Source organism: Desulfofundulus thermosubterraneus DSM 16057 (assembly GCF_900142025.1).
GTDB classification, from domain to species: Bacteria; Bacillota; Desulfotomaculia; order Desulfotomaculales; family Desulfovirgulaceae; genus Desulfofundulus; species Desulfofundulus thermosubterraneus.
The window spans coordinates 66245-88549 of record NZ_FQZM01000013.1 but is presented as its reverse complement, the minus strand read 5'-3'; the positions used below and the strand labels follow the sequence as shown (position 1 = coordinate 88549).

The 22305-nt window shown below is 56.1% G+C and carries 20 protein-coding genes; 15 read left to right on the top strand and 5 right to left on the bottom strand.

Translation table 11 applies throughout. The features are described from left to right. Window positions 1-35 precede the first annotated feature (35 nt). The 13 genes from BUA65_RS06205 to BUA65_RS06145 all read left to right on the top strand — a co-directional run bounded on the left by BUA65_RS06205 (window position 36) and on the right by BUA65_RS06145 (window position 13269). Window positions 36-1475, top strand: coding sequence for an aspartate ammonia-lyase (locus BUA65_RS06205; RefSeq protein ID WP_072868112.1), 1440 nt, complete (start codon window positions 36-38; stop codon window positions 1473-1475). After that, window positions 1472-2752 (top strand): [FeFe] hydrogenase H-cluster maturation GTPase HydF, encoded by a 1281-nt coding sequence (gene hydF / locus BUA65_RS06200; protein WP_072868104.1) that lies wholly within the window; start codon window positions 1472-1474, stop codon window positions 2750-2752. Before BUA65_RS06205 ends, hydF begins: the two co-directional genes overlap by 4 nt. Before the next feature lie 9 nt (window positions 2753-2761). Next, window positions 2762-3826: a [FeFe] hydrogenase H-cluster radical SAM maturase HydE gene (gene hydE, locus BUA65_RS06195; RefSeq protein ID WP_072868102.1), complete on the top strand. Its 1065-nt coding sequence runs from the start codon at window positions 2762-2764 to the stop codon at window positions 3824-3826. Next, window positions 3823-5235, top strand: coding sequence for a [FeFe] hydrogenase H-cluster radical SAM maturase HydG (gene hydG, locus BUA65_RS06190; protein WP_072868100.1), 1413 nt, complete (start codon window positions 3823-3825; stop codon window positions 5233-5235). Before hydE ends, hydG begins: the two co-directional genes overlap by 4 nt. Window positions 5236-5552: 317 nt before the next feature. After that, complete coding sequence (locus BUA65_RS06185; protein WP_242656243.1) at window positions 5553-5888, top strand: DRTGG domain-containing protein; 336 nt, start codon at window positions 5553-5555, stop codon at window positions 5886-5888. 18 nt (window positions 5889-5906) lie between these two features. Next, a complete protein-coding gene (locus BUA65_RS06180) occupies window positions 5907-6320 on the top strand; it encodes an ATP-binding protein (protein ID WP_072868096.1) in 414 nt (137 codons plus the stop codon). A 78-nt stretch (window positions 6321-6398) separates the two neighbouring features. Then, on the top strand, window positions 6399-7736 hold the full coding sequence (locus BUA65_RS06175; RefSeq protein WP_072868095.1) for a [Fe-Fe] hydrogenase large subunit C-terminal domain-containing protein: 1338 nt from the start codon (window positions 6399-6401) through the stop codon (window positions 7734-7736). Continuing rightward, entirely contained in the window at window positions 7720-8118 is a 399-nt protein-coding gene (locus BUA65_RS06170) for a DRTGG domain-containing protein (RefSeq protein ID WP_072868093.1), read from the top strand. Before BUA65_RS06175 ends, BUA65_RS06170 begins: the two co-directional genes overlap by 17 nt. Window positions 8119-8304: 186 nt before the next feature. Further along, window positions 8305-8787, top strand: coding sequence for an NADH-quinone oxidoreductase subunit NuoE (nuoE, locus tag BUA65_RS06165; RefSeq protein ID WP_072868091.1), 483 nt, complete (start codon window positions 8305-8307; stop codon window positions 8785-8787). 18 nt (window positions 8788-8805) lie between these two features. Further along, window positions 8806-9384 carry an ATP-binding protein gene (locus BUA65_RS06160; RefSeq protein ID WP_072868089.1) on the top strand — a complete coding sequence of 193 codons (579 nt, stop codon included), beginning with the start codon at window positions 8806-8808 and terminating at the stop codon, window positions 9382-9384. Next, window positions 9359-9715 (top strand): (2Fe-2S) ferredoxin domain-containing protein, encoded by a 357-nt coding sequence (locus BUA65_RS06155; protein WP_072868088.1) that lies wholly within the window; start codon window positions 9359-9361, stop codon window positions 9713-9715. Before BUA65_RS06160 ends, BUA65_RS06155 begins: the two co-directional genes overlap by 26 nt. A gap of 19 nt (window positions 9716-9734) precedes the next feature. Then, a complete protein-coding gene (gene nuoF, locus BUA65_RS06150) occupies window positions 9735-11528 on the top strand; it encodes an NADH-quinone oxidoreductase subunit NuoF (protein ID WP_072868086.1) in 1794 nt (597 codons plus the stop codon). Between the two features lie 16 nt (window positions 11529-11544). Next, the gene (locus BUA65_RS06145; protein ID WP_072868085.1) at window positions 11545-13269 is read left to right on the top strand and encodes an NADH-dependent [FeFe] hydrogenase, group A6; all 1725 of its coding nucleotides are present in this window, start codon (window positions 11545-11547) and stop codon (window positions 13267-13269) included. A gap of 84 nt (window positions 13270-13353) precedes the next feature. Here the strand turns inward: BUA65_RS06145 and BUA65_RS06140 are convergent, their stop codons facing one another. The 5 genes from BUA65_RS06140 to BUA65_RS06120 form a co-directional block, all read right to left on the bottom strand. Beyond that, the gene (locus BUA65_RS06140; protein WP_072868083.1) at window positions 13354-13569 is read right to left on the bottom strand and encodes a hypothetical protein; all 216 of its coding nucleotides are present in this window, start codon (window positions 13567-13569) and stop codon (window positions 13354-13356) included. 83 nt (window positions 13570-13652) lie between these two features. After that, window positions 13653-14843 carry a Ger(x)C family spore germination protein gene (locus BUA65_RS06135; RefSeq protein ID WP_072868081.1) on the bottom strand — a complete coding sequence of 397 codons (1191 nt, stop codon included), beginning with the start codon at window positions 14841-14843 and terminating at the stop codon, window positions 13653-13655. After that, window positions 14843-15940, bottom strand: coding sequence for a GerAB/ArcD/ProY family transporter (locus BUA65_RS06130; protein WP_072868079.1), 1098 nt, complete (start codon window positions 15938-15940; stop codon window positions 14843-14845). Before BUA65_RS06130 ends, BUA65_RS06135 begins: the two co-directional genes overlap by 1 nt. Window positions 15941-15947: 7 nt before the next feature. Next, a complete protein-coding gene (locus BUA65_RS06125; RefSeq protein WP_072868078.1) occupies window positions 15948-17570 on the bottom strand; it encodes a spore germination protein in 1623 nt (540 codons plus the stop codon). Between the two features lie 416 nt (window positions 17571-17986). Further along, window positions 17987-18904, bottom strand: a complete 918-nt coding sequence (locus BUA65_RS06120) for a selenium metabolism-associated LysR family transcriptional regulator (protein ID WP_072868076.1) — start codon at window positions 18902-18904, stop codon at window positions 17987-17989. A gap of 256 nt (window positions 18905-19160) precedes the next feature. Here BUA65_RS06120 and BUA65_RS06115 point away from each other — a divergent pair, with 256 nt between their 5' ends. Together BUA65_RS06115 and acs are read left to right on the top strand one after the other, a co-directional pair. Next, the gene (locus tag BUA65_RS06115) at window positions 19161-19892 is read left to right on the top strand and encodes a tRNA lysidine(34) synthetase (RefSeq protein ID WP_072868074.1); all 732 of its coding nucleotides are present in this window, start codon (window positions 19161-19163) and stop codon (window positions 19890-19892) included. Between the two features lie 301 nt (window positions 19893-20193). After that, window positions 20194-22296 (top strand): acetate--CoA ligase alpha subunit, encoded by a 2103-nt coding sequence (acs, locus tag BUA65_RS06110; RefSeq protein WP_072868069.1) that lies wholly within the window; start codon window positions 20194-20196, stop codon window positions 22294-22296. Window positions 22297-22305 lie beyond the last annotated feature (9 nt).

Here is a 22305-nt window from a genome sequence, read left to right as displayed (position 1 = left end):
CACTGAATATTTACTTTAAAGGGTGTTGGATTGAGGTGTCCTACCGGGTAGAAAAAGATCTGCTGGGTGAAAGGGAAATCCCCCGGGAGGCCTACTACGGCATCCATACTTTAAGGGCCAAAGAAAATTTTGCCGTGTCCGGGGTTCCCGTTCACCGTGAGCTCATCTGGGCCCTGGCCCTGGTCAAAAAAGCCGCGGCCATGGCCAACAGGGAGATTGGTTTGCTGGAACCCCGCATTGCCGGGGCCATAGTGCAGGCGGCGGAAGAACTGGCCAGGGGGCAGTGGCATGATCAAATTGTCGTCGACGCCTTTCAGGGCGGGGCGGGTACTTCCACCAACATGAATGTCAACGAGGTCATTGCCAACCGGGCCATTGAAATCCTTGGGGGAACGAAGGGAGATTACTCACTGGTCCATCCGCTGGATCACGTTAACCTGGGCCAGTCCACCAATGACGTTTACCCTACGGCCCTGCGGGTGGCGGCCATCAAACTGGTGCGGGAGTTGAGCCAGGCCATGGCCGTTCTGCAGGGGGCCCTGCAGGCCAAGGAAAAGGAGTTTGCCTCCATACTCAAGATCGGCCGCACCCAGCTGCAGGATGCAGTGCCCATTACCCTGGGCCAGGAGTTCAGCGCCTACGCTGAGGCGGTAGCCCGGGACTGGTGGCGTTTGTACAAGGCAGAGGAACGCCTGCGGCAGGTTAACCTGGGTGGGACAGCCGTGGGGACGGGACTCAACGCCAGCCGGCGTTATATCTTCCGGGTGGTGGAGATCCTGCGGGAGCTGACCGGTTTTGGCCTGGCCCGGGCGGAAAATACCGTGGAAGCCACGCAAAATGCCGACATTTTCGCGGAGGTCTCCGGCTTTGTAAAGACCGCCGCTGTCAACCTGGCCAAGATAGCCGGGGATCTGCGCCTGTTATCTTCCGGCCCCCGGGCGGGGCTGGGGGAAATTGTGCTGCCTAAGGTGCAGGCCGGTTCATCGATCATGCCCGGCAAGGTCAACCCCGTAATCCCGGAAATGGTCACCCAGGTGGCCTACCAGGTGATGGCCGGCGATGTGGCCGTTAACATGGCCGCGGCTTCCGGGCAGCTGGAGTTAAATGCCTTCCTTCCCCTGATTGCCCACAATTTGCTCCACTCCCTGGAAATGATGACCGGGGCGGCCAGGTTGCTGGCGGAAAAATGCGTCCGGGGCATTCAAGCTGATGAGGCCCGCTGCCGGCAGCTGCTGGAAGCCAGCCAGGGGGTGATCACCGCCTTTGTCCCTTACCTGGGCTACGAGAAGGCTACCGCCATGGTTCTGCGGGCGGTCCGGAGCGGCCGGCCGGTGACGGAACTGCTGGTGGAGGAGGGGTTGTTCACCAGGGAGGAAATCGAAGCAATCCTGAAGCCGGAAGAGCTGACCACACCGGGTGTGGCCGGCGTGCGGCATTTAAAGCGCTTTTTAACCAGGGAAGGTGATAAGCCATGAGCCTGAATGCTACCCCCCGGGGGCAGCGGCTGCATATTGCCCTTTTCGGCCGGCGTAATGCAGGCAAATCCAGCTTAATTAACGCCATAACCAACCAGGAAGTGGCCATCGTTTCCGGCATCCCCGGCACAACCACCGATCCCGTGGCCAAGGCCATGGAGCTCCTCCCCCTGGGGCCGGTGATGATTATCGACACGGCGGGGCTGGACGATACCGGGGAACTGGGCGCCCTGCGGGTGCAGAAAACCCTGGAGGTGCTCAACAAAACCGACCTGGCCCTTTTGGTGGTGGATCCCGGGCGGGGAATTGGGGAATATGAACGGGATGTGGTGAACCGGGCCCGGGAACAAAAAGTGCCGGTGCTGGGAGTAATCAACAAAATCGACCTCTACCCCGGAGCGGTTAACCGCCCGTGGCAGCAGGAACTGGATGTGCCCTTTGTGGCGGTCAGCGCTTTGACCCGCCGGGGCATCAATGAGCTGAAAATGGCCGTCGTAAAGGCTGCCCCCAGGGACTGGGCCCTTCCCACCATTGTGGGGGACCTGATTGAACCGGGGGACCTGGTCGTACTGGTCATCCCCATCGACAAGGCCGCTCCCAGGGGGAGGCTCATCCTCCCCCAGCAGCAGGTAATCCGGGACGTACTGGAAAACGACGCCGTGGCAGTGATGGTCAAGGAGCGGGAGCTGAAGCACGCCCTGGCCAGCATGGCCGTGAAGCCGAAGCTGGTGGTAACCGATGCCTCGGCCTATCTAAAGGCCGTGGCCGACACCCCGCCGGATGTGCTTTTCACCTCCTTCTCCATCCTGTTTGCCCGCTTTAAAGGAGATCTGCCCACCCTGGTGGCCGGGGCCAGGGCCGTCAAGGATTTAAAGCCCGGGGACAAAATCCTCATTGCCGAGGCCTGTACCCATCACCCCATCCAGGATGATATCGGCCGGGTGAAGATCCCCCGCTGGCTCCGGCAGGCGGTGGGGGGAGAGTTGCTCTTTGACGTGGCCAGCGGCGGGAGCACCCTGCCCGGAAACCTCCGGGATTACAAGCTGATCGTGCACTGCGGGGCCTGTATGCTCAACCGCCGGGAAATGCTCTACCGGATCATGCAGGCCCAGGAAGCCGGGGTGCCCATTGTCAATTACGGCGTGCTCATGGCCCATATTCACGGGGTTTTAAAGCGGGCATTATCCCCCTTCCCCCAGGCTTTAGCCGTTCTTGAAGAGGAACAGGTGGAATTTGAAGACGAGCTGGCCCTTTTGCAACAGGCATCCCGGACATAGGTGGTTTATATGCGGCAGGAATTTGTGGAAGTACTGGAAAAAGCCAGGGGAAGCCACGGTCTTGAGCGCCATGAAGTGATTGTTTTGCTTCAGGCCAGGGGCGAAGAGGTTGATGCCCTTGGCCGGGCGGCCGACGGGGTGAGGGCGGCATTCCTGGGAGATGAGGTACACTTACGGGGCATCATTGAGTTTTCCAACTACTGCTGCCGGAACTGCCTTTACTGCGGCCTGCGCCGGGACAACCGGAAGTTGCGGCGTTACCGCTTAACTCCCGGGGAAATCCTGGCCGCTGCCCGTAAGGCCGCCGGGTTGGGTCTTCCGACCATTGTTTTGCAATCGGGGGAAGATCCCCATTACACGGCCCCCGTTCTGGCAGATATCATCAGGCGTTTAAAAGAAGAGGTGGGGGTAGGAGCGGTAACCCTTTCCGTTGGCGAGCGTTCCTTTGAGGATTACCGCCTGTGGCGGGAAGCTGGAGCCGACCGCTACCTCTTGAAGCACGAAACTGCCGACGCCGCCCTTTTTGCCCGGCTGCGGCCGGGTACCACCTTGCAGGACCGGCTGCTGCGCCTGAAATGGTTGCGGGATCTGGGCTACCAGGTGGGTTCGGGAAACATCATCGGCCTGCCTGGCCAGAGTCTGGAAACCCTGGCCGCCGACATCCTGCTCATGCGGGAATTGGACGTAGAGATGGCGGGCATTGGCCCCTTCATACCCCACCCGCAAACACCCCTGGCAAAAGAGCCTCCCGGAGAGCTGGAACTCACCCTGAAGGTGCTGGCCATAGCCAGGTTGCTCCTTCCCCGGGCCCATTTGCCCGCCACCACCGCCCTGGGTACCATCCATCCCCAGGGGCGGCGTATGGGCCTGTGTTTTGGTGCCAACGTAATTATGCCCGATACAACCCCGCCGCCTTACCGCTACTATTACCAGATCTATCCCGGAAAGGCGGGACTGCACGAGGAAATGGGAAAGACACTGGTTTCGTTGAAGAACCTGATCTTTTCCTTAAACCGGCGGGTGGGGAGCGGACCGGGGCATTCCCCGAAAATCCAAGGAGGGATGGAACAGTGAAGTGTGAACCCGCTGCCTTTATCAACGAAGAGCAAATTAACGGTCTGCTGGAAGAAGGCCGCCGGGCGACTCCTGCCACGGCCCGGGAGATCATCGCCCGGGCGGAAGAGGCGAAGGGACTTTCCCCCTTTGAAGTGGCCGTGTTGCTCCATGTGGAGGACCAGGATACCCTGGACCTCATGTATGCCACCGCGCACCGGGTTAAAGAAAAGATTTACGGCAAAAGGCTGGTTCTCTTTGCCCCCCTTTATATCAGCAACTACTGCATCAACAACTGCCGGTACTGTGGTTACCGCCGGGATAACAAAGAACTGGTGCGGCGCCGCCTGACCATGGAGGAAATACGGGATGAAGTGATTGCCCTGGAATCCATGGGACATAAGCGGCTGGCTCTGGAAACAGGTGAGGACCCCGTCAACTGTCCCATCAATTACGTGCTGGAGGCCATCGAGACCATCTACTCCGTTAAGGACAAGAACGGCAGCATCCGGCGGGTGAACGTGAATATCGCCGCCACCACGGTGGATGAATACCGGCTTTTAAAAAAAGTTGGCATCGGCACTTATATTTTATTCCAGGAAACTTACCACCGCGATACCTACCGGGCCATGCACCCCTCCGGCCCCAAACGGGATTACGACTGGCACACCACGGCCATGGACCGGGCTATGGAAGGCGGTATTGATGACGTGGGCCTGGGCGTTTTATTTGGTTTATATGACTATAAGTTTGAAGTGCTGGGCCTGCTCTTCCACGCCCTGCATCTGGAAGAGCGCTTTGGTGTCGGCCCCCACACCATCTCGGTTCCCCGGCTGCGCCCGGCCTTAAATATCAATCTGGAAAACTTCCCTTACCTGGTTTCCGACCGGGACTTCAAAAAAATCATCGCTATTTTGCGCCTGGCCGTACCTTACACCGGGATGATTCTCTCCACCCGGGAACGGCCCGGGTTCCGGGATGAGTTGATCTCGGTGGGCATTTCCCAGATCAGTGCCGGTTCGTGTACGGGCGTGGGAGGCTACCACAAGGCTCTGATGGGCGAGCACCAGGAAGAGGGAGATACTTCCCAGTTCCAGGTGGAGGATCACCGGAGCCCCGACGAAGTGCTGCGCAGCATTTGTTTATCCGGGTACATACCCAGCTTCTGTACGGCCTGTTACCGCAAGGGGCGTACCGGCGACCGGTTTATGTCTTTAGCTAAAACCGGCCAGATCCAGAACGTCTGCCAGCCCAATGCCATTCTCACCTTCAAGGAATTTCTCCTGGACTATGCATCGCCCCAGACCCGGCAGGTGGGTGAGGAGACCATCCAAAAACACCTGGAGTTGATCGAAAATCCCGCCGTGCGTGAGGAAACCGTAGCCCGTTTGGAAATGATCGAAAAAGGACAACGGGACCTGTACTTTTAGTTTTATATTAATATGCTCTTCCCCCCTTTGTTACCCTGATCATTGAAAATGTCTTTGGTAGCAAAGGGGGATTTTTTGTGGAATACGTTGGAGGTGATAAAAAGAGATTTTTGTTAAAAAGCGGCGATACTGCCGTTAGGCCGTTTTATATGACCGCTTATTCCCTCCAAATGACCATTTAGCAAACTTGTATTGCTTTTTTGAAAAAAGTATTATTCTGTTGTAATAAACGATTTTGATGACTATCGATAACATAAAATTATTGTATAGGGCGAATGATCAAAAAAGCTTTTTATGGCAGGTGAACGACAATCAAGTTGCATGTCATTAAAGAGATGCTCCATGCCGATGTGCTCTGCGGTGCCGACCTGCTTGACATAGAGGTCACTTGCGGCTTTGGCTGCGACCTGATCAGTGACTCTTTGTGTTTTGCCAGGCCGGGTTGCCTTTTGCTTACCGGGCTTACCAATGTGCAGATCATCCGTCTTGCGGAAATGGTGGAGGCACGGGCCATCGTTTTTGTGCGGGGTAAGAAGCCCGGTGAAGACGTAATTAAGCTGGCGCGGGAAAAGGGCCTTCCCTTGCTGGCGACCGATCTGTTCCTGTTTGAAAGTTGCGGCATCCTCTACCAGGCAGGACTGCGGAGTTCCTGAAACGGGGGGTAAGGTGCCTTGCAGCTGAAGTTTCAAGTGAAGGGGATGGATTTCAGCCGGGCAGGCCAGGCCGCAACAAAGATCAAAAAAGCCTTACAGCTGGCCGGTATGGATCCCGCGACCATTCGCAAGGCCATCATCATTGCCTACGAGGCGGAGATGAACATCGTCATCCATGCCTATCACGGCACCCTGACAGCCAATATCACTCCCCATAAGGTGGAAATCATCGCCGAAGATGAAGGCCCGGGTATTCCCGACATTCCCCTGGCCATGCAGGAAGGTTACTCCACCGCTCCGCCCCACATCCGGGAAATGGGCTTCGGGGCGGGCATGGGCCTGCCCAACATCAAGAAAAGCGCCGATGAGCTGGATATCCAGTCGGAAGTAAATAAAGGCACCAAACTGTGGGCGGCAGTTTTCAACAATTAGTAAGGTAAGAGTTGAACGGAACGACGGGAGACGACCGCTGCCGGGGTATACGACAATATCTAGAAGTGGTGATTGAAAATGCAGCAATATTTCCATTCAGTGCGTCTCGACGAAGAAAAATGCAAAGGGTGCACCAACTGCATCAAACACTGCCCTACGGAAGCCATTCGCGTACGCAAGGGTAGAGCCCGCATTATCGAGGAGCGCTGTATTGACTGCGGTGAGTGTATTCGCATCTGCCCCAACCAGGCCAAACTGGCCATAACCGATTGCCTGGAAAAACTAAAAGATTTTAAATATACCGTTGCCCTCCCTGCTCCTTCCTTTTACGGTCAGTTTAAACCCGAAGTCACCCCCTCCCAGGTGTTAAGTGCCCTGCTAGCCCTGGGATTTCATGATGTTTTTGAAGTAGCCCTGGCGGCTGAAGCCGTTTCGTGGGCCATCAGGCATTATATGGGAGTATGTGTTGACAGGCCCCGGCCGTTGATCTCATCAGCCTGTCCTGCGGTAGTCAGGTTAATCCAGGTGCGCTTTCCCAGCTTGCTGGAACACATCATTCCCATAGAATCTCCCATGGAAATAGCCGGGCGTATGGCCCGGGAGCAGGCCTGCCGGAAGACCGGGCTTGAACCGGACGAGATTGGCACCTTTTTCATTACCCCCTGTCCCGCCAAAGTGACGGAAGTAAAACAACCGTCCGAAGGTAGATCCAGTGTCGATGGGGCCATCTCCATGGCCGTGGTTTATGGTGCTCTGCTCAAACGCCTGGAGATGCCCGCACCATATCCGGTGGCTCCCCGGGCTTCAGGAGTGGGCATTGGCTGGGGCCGGGCGGGGGGAGAAAACGAGGCCATTAAAGCCGGGTCGCTGCTGGCCGTTGACGGTATCCACAGCGTGATCAGCGTTCTGGAAGAAATAGAAAGAGGAGGCCTTACCGACATCGACTACCTGGAAGCCCAGGCCTGCACGGGAGGCTGTATTGGCGGCCCCCTGGTGCCGCAAAATCCCTTCGTGGCCCGGGTGCGCATGGGTAATCTGGTCAAGTATTACCGCTCCCAGGAAAAATGGGAATTCCCCCGGGAGTTGGATTACTACCGCCTGAAAACACCCATTCCGGCCCGCCCGGCTTTAACCCTGGCCAAAGACCCCCAGGTGGCTCTGGCCCGGCTGGAAGAGGCGGAGCGAATTTGTACCGAACTTCCCGGGCTGGACTGCGGATCCTGCGGTTCCCCCAGCTGCCGCGCCCTGGCTGAAGATATAGTGCAGGGGTATGCCCGCCGCAGCTACTGTATCTTTGAACTGCGGGAGCGCCTGCAGCAACTGGCCGAGGAGATGGTCGAACTGGCCCAAAAACAGCCGCCGGCCATGGGACGGGATTGGAAGCAGATAAGGGACGGGGGTGTTGAAACTGATTGACTGGCGGGAGATAATTGCTGAACTGGAACTGACAGCCCATTATCACAATGCCCTGGTTCTGCCCCCGGTATACGGTGCCTACTGTGGTGATATGATGAGCGACGTGCTGGCAAGGGCCCGCCGGGGAAGCCTGTGGATTACCATCCAGCGCCACCGCAATGTGATCGCCGTGGCTTCCCTGGTGGGTTTGAGCGCGGTTGTTATTTCCGGAGGCCGGGTTCCTCCACCGGATACCGTTGCCCTGGCGGAAAAAGAAGGTGTGCCCCTCTTCTCCACACCCCTTGATAGTTTCCACGCTGCGGGCAGGCTGTATTACTTGCTTACCAGGGTTGGCCTGATCAATCCAACGGCAGATGGTGTGGCCAAACCACAAAATACATGAGGGCGGGGGTTGTCCCGGAGCGACTCAGCGCAATCGATTCTAACTTGAGTTCGGCCCGGGTCTTTCTTGGCGACGGGGATCCACCGCCGCCCGGCTAATTTTACGGTGTTACCCTGAAGGGAGGTGGTCAATACCTTTTGGCACGGCTCCCGGTAAAACAGACAAAGCGCAAAGGAGGTTGGTATGATGTCGTTCGGGTGCAAGTGTGGTGGGGAGTTAAACAGTAAACTGGATGCACTGCTCGACCGCTATCGTGGGCAGCCGTCAGCATTGATTCAAGTGCTGCACCAGGCCCAGGAGCTTTACGGGTACCTGCCCAGAAAAGTGCTGCAAAGGGTTGCCGGAGCGCTGAATGTACCCTTAAGTCAGGTCTACGGCGTGGTATCTTTCTATTCCTTCTTTACCATTCATCCCAAGGGCAAGCACCAGATCAGCGTGTGTAAGGGTACGGCCTGCTACGTGCGGGGAGCGGGGCAGCTCCTGGATCGCATCAAAGAAGAACTGGGCCTCAAGCCCGGGGAGACCACCGAAGACGGCCAGTTTTCCCTGGAAGTAGTGCGCTGCCTTGGGGCCTGCGGCCTGGGACCGGTGATCACTGTGGATGAAGATGTTCACGCCCGGGTTCAACCGGAGCGCATGTCCGATATCCTGGCGGCTTACCGGCAATAAGTGATGGGAGGGATTCCCATGATGGAAGAACTGGCTCACCACATCCTGGACGTCGCCAGGAATTCCCTGGAGGCCGGGGCTACCCGTGTGGAGATTACCGTAGAAGAGGATCCGGCCAGCGACGTAATGCGTTTTTCCGTAATTGATAACGGTTCCGGGATGCCCCCACACGTGCTGCGCCAGTTGACCAACCCGTTTTTTACAACCAAAACCGGTAAAAAGGTAGGTCTTGGGCTGCCCTTTTTGCAGGCGGCGGTGGAGCGGTGCGGCGGCAACCTGGAAATAAAGAGTGAAGTTGGACGCGGTACAACGGTTGTAGCTACATTCCCTTATTATTGCTGGGACCGTCCTCCTCTGGGGGATATACCCCGGACCATCGTCAGCCTGCTGGTGGGCAATGGCCACCTGGACCTGCGTTACCGCCACATTTACAACGGGCATAGCTATGAGCTGGATACCAGGGAAATCAGGTCCCGTCTCAAAGGGATATCCCTGGATACACCGGAAGTACTTATCTGGCTGCGCCAGTATCTTACCGAAAGTTTAAGCATACTTAGCGGAGGTGGTGGGTATGAAATCGCTCGCCGAGCTGGATAAGCTCAGGGAGAAGCTGCAGGAAGAGATGCGCCTGCGGGAGGGCAAGGAGGACGTTAAAGTGGTGGTAACCATGGGCACCTGCGGGATTGCCTCGGGGGCCCGGGAGGTGCTCACTGCCATCCTGGAGGAAATCGGTAAACGGGGCCTGAAGGGTATAACGGTAACCCAAACCGGGTGTGCCGGCCTGTGTCATTGCGAGCCGCTGGTGGAAGTGGAAAGGCCCGGCCGGGATAAGGTTACCTACGGACACGTGAATGAGAAAAAAGCGCGGGAAATTGTGGTTTCCCACCTGGTCAACGGCCAGATAATTAAAGAGTGGACTATTAAGTAGATAAGTAGGGGGGGTCGGTATGGAACTTTACAGGGCTCATGTTCTGGTCTGTGCCGGGGCCGGGTGTATTTCCTCGGGGTGCCAGGCAGTAAAATCTGCCCTGGAAGAGAGCATAGACAGGCTGGGTTTAAAGCGCGAAGTTAAGGTGGTTGAAACCGGCTGTATGGGTCCCTGCGACCTGGGCCCGGTAATTGTGGTTTATCCCGAGGGAGTGTTTTACCGCCAGTTAAAACCCGCGGATGCAGTGGAAATCGCCGAAGAACATTTATTAAAGGGGCGGGTAGTGGAGCGCCTGCTGTACAAGGCGCCCGAAGACGGCAAGACGGCGGTGACCTCCGATCAGATAGATTTCTTTAAAAAGCAGACCCGCATTGCCCTGCGCAACACGGGAATCATCAACCCTGAATCGGTGGAAGAATACATTGCCCGCGACGGGTACCGGGCTTTGGGCAAAGTGCTTACCAGCATGACCCCGGAAGAAGTTATAGAGTGCATCAAAAAATCCGGCTTACGGGGACGGGGCGGCGCAGGATTTCCGACCGGCTTGAAGTGGGAGTTTTCAGCTAAAGCGCCGGGGAAGCCCAAGTACGTGGTCTGTAACGCCGACGAGGGCGATCCGGGCGCCTTTATGGATAGAAGCATTCTCGAAGGGGACCCCCATAGCGTGCTGGAAGCCATGGCCATCTGCGGCTACGCCATAGGAGCAAACCAGGGCTACGTTTATGTCCGGGCCGAATACCCCCTGGCGGTGCAAAGATTGAGCCTGGCCATCGAAAAGGCCCGGGAATACGGCCTGCTGGGAGAAAACATCTTTGGCACGGGCTTTAGTTTCGACGTGGAAATCCGGGTGGGAGCCGGCGCCTTTGTCTGCGGCGAGGAAACGGCCCTGCTGGCATCCATTGAAGGCCGCCGCGGTGAACCAAGGCCCAGACCTCCCTTTCCCGCCCAGGAAGGCCTCTGGGGAAAGCCCACGGTGATCAACAACGTGGAAACGTGGGCAAACATTCCGCCCATTATCCTGAAGGGGCCCGAATGGTTTGCCTCCATCGGCACGGAGAAGAGCAAGGGAACGAAGGTCTTCGCCCTGGCCGGTAAAGTAAACAACACCGGTCTGGTTGAAGTGCCCATGGGTACCACCTTGAGGGAAATTATCTTTGATATTGGCGGTGGCATCCCGGGAGGCAAGCAATTCAAGGCCGCGCAGACGGGAGGCCCCTCCGGCGGTTGCATCCCGGCCCGTTACCTGGACGTGCCGGTGGATTACGAGTCGCTGACCCAGCTGGGAGCCATCATGGGTTCCGGCGGCTTGATCATCATGGACGAGGATACCTGTATGGTGGACCTGGCCCGCTTCTTCCTCGAATTTGTCCAGGACGAGTCCTGCGGCAAGTGTTCTCCCTGCCGCATCGGTACCAAGCGCATGCTGGAGATTGTGGAGCGGATCACCCGGGGCGAAGGCCGGGATGGGGACATCGAGCTTCTGGAGGAACTGGGGCAGGGTATCAAATCTTCCGCCCTGTGCGGCCTCGGACAGACCGCACCCAATCCCGTGCTCAGCACCATCCGCCACTTCCGTGAAGAGTATGAGGCCCATATATACCACAAGAAATGTCCTGCCGGGGTTTGCCGCGCCTTGATGGTGTACGCCATAGACGAAGAGAAATGCAACGGCTGCGGGCGCTGCGCCCTGGTGTGTCCGGCAAAAGCTATTTCCGGAGAGAAAAAGAAGCCCCACCGGATAGACCTGGAAAAATGCCTCCGGTGCGGCACGTGTATGGAAAAGTGCAAGTTTGGTGCTATTTATACCATTTAAAGCTGGAGGGAGAGACATGTCCCTGGTGACGCTTACTATAGATGGGCGACAGGTTCAGGTGCCGCCCGGCACCACCATCCTGGCGGCGGCCAGGCAGGCTGGGGTAAAAATCCCCACGCTCTGTTACCTGGAGGAGTTGAACGTCATCGGTGCCTGCCGCCTGTGCCTGGTGCAGGTAGAAGGAGCCCGCGCGCTGGTGGCAGCCTGTGTAACCCAGGTCGGCGAGGGGATGGTGGTACATACCAACTCGCCGGCGGTACGGCAGGCGCGCCGGCTTAATTTGGAACTGCTCATGTCCAACCACCCCCAGGAGTGCCTGACCTGTGTGCGCAATACCAGCTGCGAGCTGCAGCAACTGGCGGCCGAACTGGGAGTGGGAGAAATTCGCCTCCAGGGGGAGATGTCTCCCTACGAGGTGGACGATTCCAGCCCCTCTATAATCCGTGACCCGCGCAAGTGCGTCCTTTGCCGCCGCTGCGTGGCGGTGTGCGAAAAGGTGCAGGGGGTCAGCGCCATTGCCGTCCAGGAACGGGGCTTTGATACCGTGGTGGCACCGGCCTTCCTGGCGCCGCTGGGCGAGGTAAACTGTGTCAACTGCGGCCAGTGCTCGCTGGTTTGTCCCACGGCGGCCATTCACGAACGGGATGAAACGGACAAAGTTTGGGCCGCCCTGGCCGATCCGGAAAAGCACGTGGTGGTGCAAACCGCCCCTGCCGTGCGGGTAAGCATCGGCGAGATGTTCGGGCTGGAACCGGGAAGTATCGTTACCGGTAAGCTGGTGGCCGCTTTAAGGCGCCTGGGATTTGATAAAGTCTTTGATACTGATTTTACCGCTGATTTAACGATTATGGAAGAGGGTAGCGAGTTAATTCACCGCCTGCAGAACGGCGGCAGGCTCCCCCTGATTACATCGTGCAGCCCGGGGTGGATCAAATTTATTGAGCACTTTTACCCCAACCTGCTGCCTAACTTATCAACCTGCAAGTCGCCACAGCAGATGTTCGGTACCCTGGCCAAGACCTACTATGCGCAAAAAGAAGGTATCGATCCGGTCAGGATCTTCGTAGTTTCCATCATGCCCTGTACGGCGAAAAAATACGAAGCCGGCCGCCCGGAGATGACCTCCAGCGGCTACCGGGATGTGGACGTGGTGCTCACCACCCGGGAACTGGGTAGAATGCTCAAGCAGGCGGGTATTGATTTCGAGTCCCTTCCCGAGGAAGATTACGACGCGCCCCTGGGTATTTCCACCGGAGCGGGAGTCATCTTCGGGGCCACCGGTGGGGTGATGGAAGCAGCCCTGCGGACCGCTTATGAACTGGTCACGGGTGCCACCCTGCTGTCCCTGGACTTTGAGGAGGTCCGCGGGCTGGAAGGGGTGAAGGAAGCTTCCGTCAACCTGGCCGGAACGGAGTTGAAAGTAGCCGTGGCCCACGGGCTCGGCAATGCCCGCAAGGTCCTGGATGCCGTGGTGAACAAGGAAAGGGAGTACCATTTCATTGAAATCATGTGCTGCCCCGGCGGGTGTATCGGCGGCGGCGGCCAGCCCGTCCCCGTGGACAACGAGATCCGGGCCAAGCGTATCGCGGCCATCTACCAGGTCGACCGGCAGATGCCGCTGCGCAAATCCCACGAAAACCCGGCCGTACAGGCCCTGTACAGGGAGTTCCTGGGCGAGCCTTTGAGCCACAAGTCCCACGAGCTTCTGCACACCCACTACACTCCCAGAGAAAGGTTTTAAAACCCCAAAACCCCTTAAAGCCCGGGTTGGGTTACCCCGGTCTATTCCGGGGTTCCAGCCCGGGACCTGTCCCTGAGGGATTCCTTACTTCATTAATTCTGCCAGCGGCTTGAAAAGTGCTTCAATGGCTTTGGAAGGATTGGGTACCTTGATCCCCAGCACCTGCGGAATGCTCAAGGCCATCCCAATGGCCAGGTACACTGAAAAGGCGACCAGTTCCCGCCACATCTTCTTTTTCACCAGGCCCGGCACTTCCAGCAGGATAATGCCGATAAATGATACGATCAGCAGGAAAATCATTTTCTCATCCTCTGCCGCAAGATTTTCCGGGGCGGTGCTTGTTCCGGAATAGAAACAACCGCACTCCCCTGATTTTTGGGGAGTTATTCTTCCGGCACACCGGCTCGTTTGGTCAACAGGCCGATTTCCCTGATCTGGGCTTCCACGGCAATATTAACCTCCGCTCGGGAGAATTCCTCATCCCACCGGTCCTTTAAATCCCGCCATTCTTTCTTATACTTCCGGTGGAAGGCATCACCAAAACCGAAGATGTCCACACCGTATTCGTTCTGGGCTTTCTCCAGGGCGGCGGTGGCTCTCTTTTTGAGCTCATCGGCCATTTCACTTTCCAGGGTTTTAATTTTTTCAGGTTTGGCCAGATCCTCGCGGCTCTGCTGCTCCACCATATCCCCTTCCACCCTTATTCTTACCATAAAGCGCAGGTATTCCCCATCGTATTCCGGTAGAATTTTTGTACTTCCCCGGCGGATTCGAATGGAAACCGCTTTATCCGGCTCGCCCGGGCTGGGGACGATGATTACTCCCTTCATGGCCTCACCCTTCAACCAGAGAAGTCCCCTGGTTTCGTAAGGGTCCAGCCAGCCGATCAGTTTATCTTCCTTGAATACCGCTACCCCGGCCAACCCCACCTGTTTTTGAGGTGGGGACTTTTTTTCCCGGTCCGGCTCCGGCGTGATCCCTGCCTCTTTAACTTCCACTGCGGTGACGGCCGGCTGTATCCCCTTGCTGGCCAGCATTTCCGCCAGTTTCCAGAGTTGAACGGAATAGCCGGTTTTCATTCTTTCCAGGAAGCCTGCTGCCTGTGCCGATGTCTTCTCCAGACTGGAATATGTTTCCAGAAAGTCTTTAGCCTCTCCCCTGGTCACCATTACCCATATGTTTTCCCGGGGTTGTCTGTCCCGTTGAAAGAAATTGGTGATCATACCTGTTCCCTTTCTGGCCATTTCTTCTCCCAGGACCAGGATAATGCAATGGCCCCAGTAAATTTCGCGGGGGACCTTCATGGCCAGGTATCTTTCGGCCTCCTGAATGGTTCTGCCTTCCGCAGAAACCACCCAGCTGGCAGGCTCTCTTCCCCTGGCCCCTGCTTCGCTGCCGGCAGTAAAAGCGCCGGGCCTGGCAATTTGTACGGTCAGCCGGATCCGGCCGTCTTCCATCCAGTCCACCCCTGTTCCCAGGACAATGGCCACTTCGGTTAATTCCCTGCGGCTCCAGCAGCCTCCTGTAAGGCCGGTTAGAAGCAGAATCAAAAGGAGGACGGCGATTTTTTTCATCAAGTGCCCTCCCCTCCTTTGCCCCTGGCCAGAGCAACAATCAGCAATACCAGTGGCATACCCACCTCAAAGACGCTTAAGGCGTAGGGTGGCCAAGCCGTAGCCAGAAAATCAAGCAGCTCTACGATGTTCTCGCAAAGGGCCGCCAAGGCCACCAGGATCACTCCCACTGGTGCCACCAGGGGCCGGTAATCCTTAAGCCCCAGCCACTGGGCGCTGCCCAGGACGGCGGCGTAGTAAAATACTCCGACTTTTGCGAAACCTCCAAACATCCACACCGCCACAGCAATGGATTCCATCCGTTCCAGAAAATTGGCGATGGAAACTACCCGGACTGCGTTGTATGTGGGAAAAATCCAGTGGCCCGTAACATTGGGGCCAAAAATCATTATTGCCACCAATATGCTTACTAAAAGGTAGAAGCTGGTAAACAAAGTGGCCAGCGCAGCCACCCGATAGGCTTCCTTTGGCTTATTAAGAAAAGGAATGATCATGGTAAAGATAACAATTTCCCCCAGCCAGCTTGCGGGTGTGGCGGCCCCCTTCAGAATAGCGATAGCACCTTTATCAAAAACCGGCAGCAGCCTGGTCACCTTCATATCTTTGGTGGCTAAAATGAAAACGACAAGCAGCAATCCCAAGAAAAGGGGCAGGAACAGCTGGTTGAAACGGCTTAAAACCTCCAGTCCGTTGCGGACCGCGCAGGCTGCCACAGCAATCCCCAAAATGAAAAAAACAATGACCGGGGTGTCGGGCATGTGAGCGGAACATAGAAAAGATGCATACTCATCCATGATCAGGGCATTCGCGTGCAGGAACCACCAGATGTAAAGAAAACCGACCACCTTCCCCGGTACCCGGCCCAGGATTTCTTCCGCGTATTCAAACAGGGTTTTGCCCGGGAACCGGAGGCTGAGGTCTGTCACCAGCCTGGCAATCAGAAGTCCGGCCATGGTGGCGACGATGATGGAAATCCAGGCATCCTGGGCGGCATGCTTCACGGTAATCGCAGGAACGGTGAGGATGGCCGTGGGTAAAACCAGGCTTATTATCAATAAAATAGCCTGCCTGCTGTCGATTTTACCCTGTTCCAACATAAGAATCTCAACCTTTCGGCCGGGTTTCCGGCGGCTCAGGTTTTAACCCCTGTTCCTGCCTTTTTTGATTCTGCCTGGCGATCAGCCGGGGGCGGGTGAACATGGCCCACAGCGGCGCCCGGAAGACCACATCTTTCAAGTCAATGCCTGTCATGGGCACTACCGGGGAAAGGTAAGGGACCCCGAAGGAGCGCAGGCTGCACAGGTGGATGCCGATGAGCGCCAGCCCGCTGATCAGTCCGAATAATCCCAGGGCGGCCGACAGGAACATGATAGTAAATCTCAGCAGGCGGAAGGCAATGCTGGCACTGTAGGCAAAGGTAAACGAGGCAATTCCAGTGAAGGCCACCACAATAACCGTGGCGGCGGCCACCAGGCCGGCTCGCACGGCGGCCTCCCCGATAACCAGGGCGCCCACGATGCTCACCGCCTGGCCGAGGGGCCGCGGCAGGCGGATGCCGGCCTCCCTTAAGGTTTCAAAGGTCAATTCCATGACCAGCACTTCCACAAAAACCGGAAAGGGGACTGCCTCCCGCTGCCCGGCAATACTCAGCAGGAGCGTGGTAGGGAGCAGTTCGTGGTGGAAGCTGACCACAGCAATATACAGCGCAGGAAGCGTAAGTGACACGAGCGCAGAAAGAAACCGGAGTATTCGCACGGCCGTTGTGAATATGAACCGCTCGTAATAGTCCTCGGGGGAATGGAGGTACTCCACGAACAGGTTGGGCACGGTGAGGACAAAGGGCGTTCCGTCCACCAGGATGGCCACCCGTCCTTCCAGCAGCATGGCCGCCGCCCGGTCCGGTTTTTCCGTATGGTTGACCGTGGGGAAAGGGCTCCAGGGATTCTCCTCGATCAGTTCCTCGATGTAGCCGCTTTCCAGGATGGCGTCGACCTTTATTCTTTGCAGCCGGCTTTTCACTTCTGCCACCAGCTTCTCGTTGACGATGCCTTCGATGTAGGCTATGGCCACATCGGTGTTGGTAATCTCACCCAGTTTGAAAACCTCGATTTTCAGGTTGGGACTGTTTATCCTGCGCCTGAGAAGAGCCGTATTGGTCCGCAAGGTCTCCACAAATGATTCCCGCGCTCCCCGCACCGTCGGCTCCGCTTCCGGCTCGCTAATGGCACGCGAAGCCCAGCCTTTTGTTCCATTGACAATGGCGATGTCGTGTCCGTCCACCAGTAAAACGCTGTCCCCTGAAAGAATGGCCTGGATAACATCTCGCAGTTTACTGGTCTGCTGGATTTCATTTATGCACAGGCCCCGCTGTTTGATAAATTCCAGGGCCCGGTTTTTGCTGATTTCCTGGCCGGGCACGGCCATGGGGACTTCCAGGGCCAGTGCCTTCGTTATTTGATCACCCACCTGCGTCTTGTCCGCCAGACCGTCTGTATAGATCAGGGCCAGCCGGATCTGTTCGTTCTGGGCAAAAACAAACTCCCGGTAAACCACATCGCTGCATTTATCCAGGATGGCTTTAATCTGCTTCAGGTTAGTTTCCAGATCCGGACTTAAAACCTGTTCTTTCCAGGACGCGCCTGGAAGGCTGCTCTCTTTGGACTGGTCCGCTGGGTGGTTGCCCCGGCCCGGGAACCTGGCTCTAAGTGGCTTGATAAAATTGACCATGTACATACACCTGCTCTGCGGGGTACTTGTTCAGTAAAACCGCTACCATCGGCACGGTGCCGCCCAGCACTCACCAAAATACGACGCTACTACTGGTATTTCAGGTTTAATTGATACCTCCGGTTTTGGGAAGATTTAGTATACCAGTGAGTGCTGCTTCCAAAGCGAGCGACTTGCAGAGCGCTGGAGTGAGCGTGGACAACGCGGTACCATGGCGGGGTGACTGAACATTTACTCTGCGGCAAATCAGGGATATTATACCTGATTGTATATTATCTGCCACAGCAGGTGCTTTATACATTTCAGGTGTAGTCTGCAGTTCGATGTAAAATCACAAAAGGGAGGAAATTTCCTCCCTTTTGAACAGAAACTTGTGCTGAGCAAGCGCGTCTTATAAGGCAACAGGATAAAATATATCAGCCCGTTTCCCCCAACAAACGGCGGCAGAGCTCCCGGTCCATGAGGAAGCTTTTGAAAATGGCTGCTGAAAGGCCGTTGCTGACCTGCCGGGGCCAGGCCAGGTACAGGTAGTAACGGATTTGCATTCCCGGGATAATTACCCGGGCCACTTTGCTTGCTTCCAGGGCATCGTGGGCCGCGCGCCGGGAAACCGCAGCTATCCCCAGCCCAGCCCGGACCGCCTGCACCATGGACTGGCTGCTGCCCAGTTCCAGTATGCTGGGAAAATGCTCCACGTTAATGTTGTGTTCGGCCAGTTTGGCCTCCAGGGCCTGCCTGGTGCCTGAACCGGCTTCACGGATAATCAGTGATTCGCGGGTCAATTCCTCCAGGGAGATGTTGTTGCCCGCCCAGGGGTGCCAGGAGGGAACGATAAAGATCAACTCGTCTTCCAACCAGGGGTGGTATTCGATACTCTCTCCACCCATTGCCGCTCCCAGAACGCCGATGTCGATCTCCCGGTCCTGTAACCAGCGTGCTACGGCGGCGCTATTGCCCACCTGCAGGCTGACCCGGACTCCCGGGTACTGCTCACGGAAACCGCCGATAAAAATAGGCAGCAGGCATTCGGCAGGCATGCTGGTGGCTCCCAGCATGAGATGGCCGCTTTTCAAACCCTGGAGTTCATTGACCATGGCCCGGATTTTCCGGTAGTGGCGTACCATTTGCTTGATTTCGGGGTAGAGAAGCCGTCCGGCCTCGGTAAGCAGCACCTTTTTTTCATTACGCTCCAAAAGGGTGACGCCCAGTTCTTCCTCCAGCGCTTTTATCTGGAAACTTACCGCCGGCTGGCTCATCCCCAGCTGCCCGGCGGTTTTGGTAAAATTGCGCAGTTCAGCGACCAGCAAAAAAGCTTCCAGCTGTTTTATATTCATGGAAAGTTGCAACACCTTTCGGAAGATTATTTCCGGGAATATTCAGACGAAAAGCAAAAAGAGTACTTGCTTTGAGAATACGTTATCCCTCGTTGAAAAATTATTTCAACGTGGTGTTCTTTCTATATAGTAAAGTGAAAATCCTGCTCCGGGCCAGCTGTTGTTATTTACCTTTGACAGAACGGTAACGGCAAATATAATTAGGGTGTATGTACTTGGAGGGGTAAATTTCGAAAGTTCAAGGAGCGGTTTAACCTTGAGCAAAGAGTTTCAGCGGTATGTGGTAACCCGGGTAAAGCGGGCCATTGTTGATTACGGCATGATTGCGGATGAGGACCGGGTGGCCGTGGGTCTTTCCGGGGGGAAGGACAGCAGCGTGCTATTGCACATCCTGAACCTTGTCCGGCGGGTGGCACCCATTAAGTTTTCTCTGCACGGCATTTATGTGGATCCCGGCTGGGATATGGAAGCAAACGTGTTGCGGGAGTTTTGTGAGCGCGAAGGGGTTCCTTTTTACTATAAACCCACCAATATTGCCGAAGTAGTTTTTGATATCCGGCAGGAGAAAAACCCCTGTGCCCTATGTGCCAACCTGCGCCGGGGGGCTTTGAACAATACCGCTCGGGATCTGGGATGCAACAAAGTGGCCCTGGGACATCACCTGGATGATGTGATTGAAACCTTTTTCATGAGCCTTTTTTACACAGGGCAGTTTCGCACTTTTTCTCCCGTTACTTATTTAAGCCGCAGCGATGTCACCATGATCCGTCCTTTAATTTATTTGACCCAGGAGCAGGTGCGGGAGATGGCGCGGCAAAAAAAACTGCCCGTATTGGAAAATCCCTGTCCCGTAAACGGCAGGACCAAGCGGCAGGAAATGAGGGAGTTCGTGGCTAATCTACTTACCAGGTATCCCGAATTGCACCTGCGCTTTCTCAATGCTCTCAAGACGGCGGATCTACGCAACCTGTGGCCGGTAACAAAGTAACACTCTAGCCGGGTAATATTCAAAAACAGAAAAAACTAAGCGAGCCCAGTTACCGGCCTGTAATATCAAATTTTAAACAACGGGTTTATTGTTGAGTTGAAAAAAGCTTGAAAAATGCCACAAAAAATTAAAATCTCACTTTCGTTCAATTTACAAAATTACTATTTTCATTGGTGCCCGGTGTAGCTATTTACTCACACTTTTCACCCCTTTATAATTGAAGAAAAGACGTTTGTGTATTGTATGCTGTATAATTAGTTTTTAAGTTTTCGCTCAATTTGCTCCAATAAGGGGTGAGAATGTGGGACTACTGAACAACTTTTACAACCCGAATGCGGTAGCTGTTGTCGGTGCCTCAAAAAAACCCGGTAAAGTAGGCCACTCCATAGTGAAGAACCTGATCGAGTCGGGGTTTCCGGGGCAAATTTATCCGGTCAATCCTAGGGAGGAGGAAATTGAGGGTTTAACGGTTTATCCATCGGTTTCGGCCATTCCGGAGCAGGTGGACCTGGTCGTTGTGGCCGTTCCCGCGGCCAGAACCCTGGATGTAGCCAGAGAGTGTGGAGAAAAGGGTGTCAAAAACCTGGTGGTAGTTACTGCCGGGTTTAAGGAAATTGGCAAAGAGGGTCTGGAGCTGGAAAAAGAATTGGTAGCCATCTGCCGCCAGTATGGCATGCATTTGCTGGGACCAAACTGCGTGGGTATGATGGATACCCATACACCCATCAACGCTTCTTTCACCAAAACTTTCCCCCTGAAAGGCGACATAGCCTTCCTCTCCCAGAGCGGTGCCACCCTGATTGCCATCCTGGACTGGAGCCGGTCTGTTGGTCTTGGTTTCAGTAAGATGGTCAGTTTGGGTAATAAAGGAGATCTTTCGGAAATAGATTTCATTGCCGAAGCCGCGGAAGACCCCTATACCCGCGTAATAGCCTGCTACCTGGAAGACGTGGCCGACGGGCCTCGTTTTCTGGAAGTGGTCCGCGAGGCCACCCGTAAAAAACCCGTAATCATTCTCAAGTCCGGTACCAGCCAGGCCGGTGCCCAGGCCGCCTCTTCCCACACCGGTGCCCTGGCCGGTAGTGACCTGGCTTACGACACGGCCTTCCGGCAGTGCGGCGTAATCCGTGCCCGGTCCATGACCGAGCTCTTTGAGCTGGCCATAGCCTTTTCCCGTTGTCCGGTTCCGGCCGGCAAGAGGGTGGCCATTGTGACCAACTCCGGTGGTCCGGGCATTGTGGCTACGGATAATGTGGAAGCCAGGTCCTTGACCATGGCCCGGTTTACCAAGGAAACCATTGAAGATTTGCGCGGGGGGCTACCCGCCGAGGCCGCCCTGTACAACCCGGTGGACGTGCTGGGTGATGCCAGGGCCGACCGTTATCGTTTCGCCCTGGAAAGAGTTCTCGACGATCCAAACGTAGACAGTGTTGTCGTTTTAATGTGCCCCACCGCTGTGGCTCAGCCCCTGGAAACCACCCAGGCCGTAATTGAGCTGCAAAAGAAATATCCCCACAAGCCAATTATGGGCGTTTACCTGGGCGGCGAATCCATGGCTGAAGGGGCACGGCTTATGTCCGAAGCCGGCATGACCTGTTTTACCTTCCCCGAACCGGCTATTGCAGCGATCAGCGGATTGGTTAGTTACGGTGAATTTCGGAGTGCCCCCGCGGGGGAAAGTGATCTCAACTATCCCGATGTGGACAAGAAAGCGGTCAAGGCCGTTTTTTACGATGCCATGCGGGATAACCGCCTGGTACTGCTGGGTAGCGAAGCGGCAGTCGTTGCCAGGGCGTACGGTATCCCGGCCGCTCCCATTTCCCTGGCCGCCACCCCCGAGGAGGCAGTGGAGGAAGCCGAAAAAATGGGCTACCCGGTGGTGCTCAAGGTGGCCTCTCCCAAGATCCTGCACAAGACCGACGTAGGTGGCGTAAAAATTGGCCTTGATTCCCCCGAAGCAGTACGTAAAGGTTTCATCGAGATTATGGAGAACGTCCATCGCCTGCTGCCCCAGGCTGTGGTTTACGGCATAGAGGTACAGAAAATGATGCCCAAGGGCGTGGAGCTGATCATCGGCATGACCCGGGATGTGCAGTTCGGCCCCATGATTGCCTGCGGTCTGGGCGGTATTTACGTCAACCTGCTTAAAGATGTTTCCTTCCGTCTGGCCCAGGGGCTCACCCGGCGGGAGATTGAAACCATGCTTTCTGAAACTAAAGCCTATACCCTCTTGCGGGGTTACCGGGGCGAGAAGCCGGCCGACCTGCCGGCGCTGGTGGAAGCCATCGGACGTACGGCCCGGTTGGTACTGGATTTCCCGGAGATCAATGAAATCGATATTAACCCCGTCTTTGTTTATAACCAGGGCTTAAGTGCCCTTGATATTAAAATTACCATATCGTGAGGTGTTGGC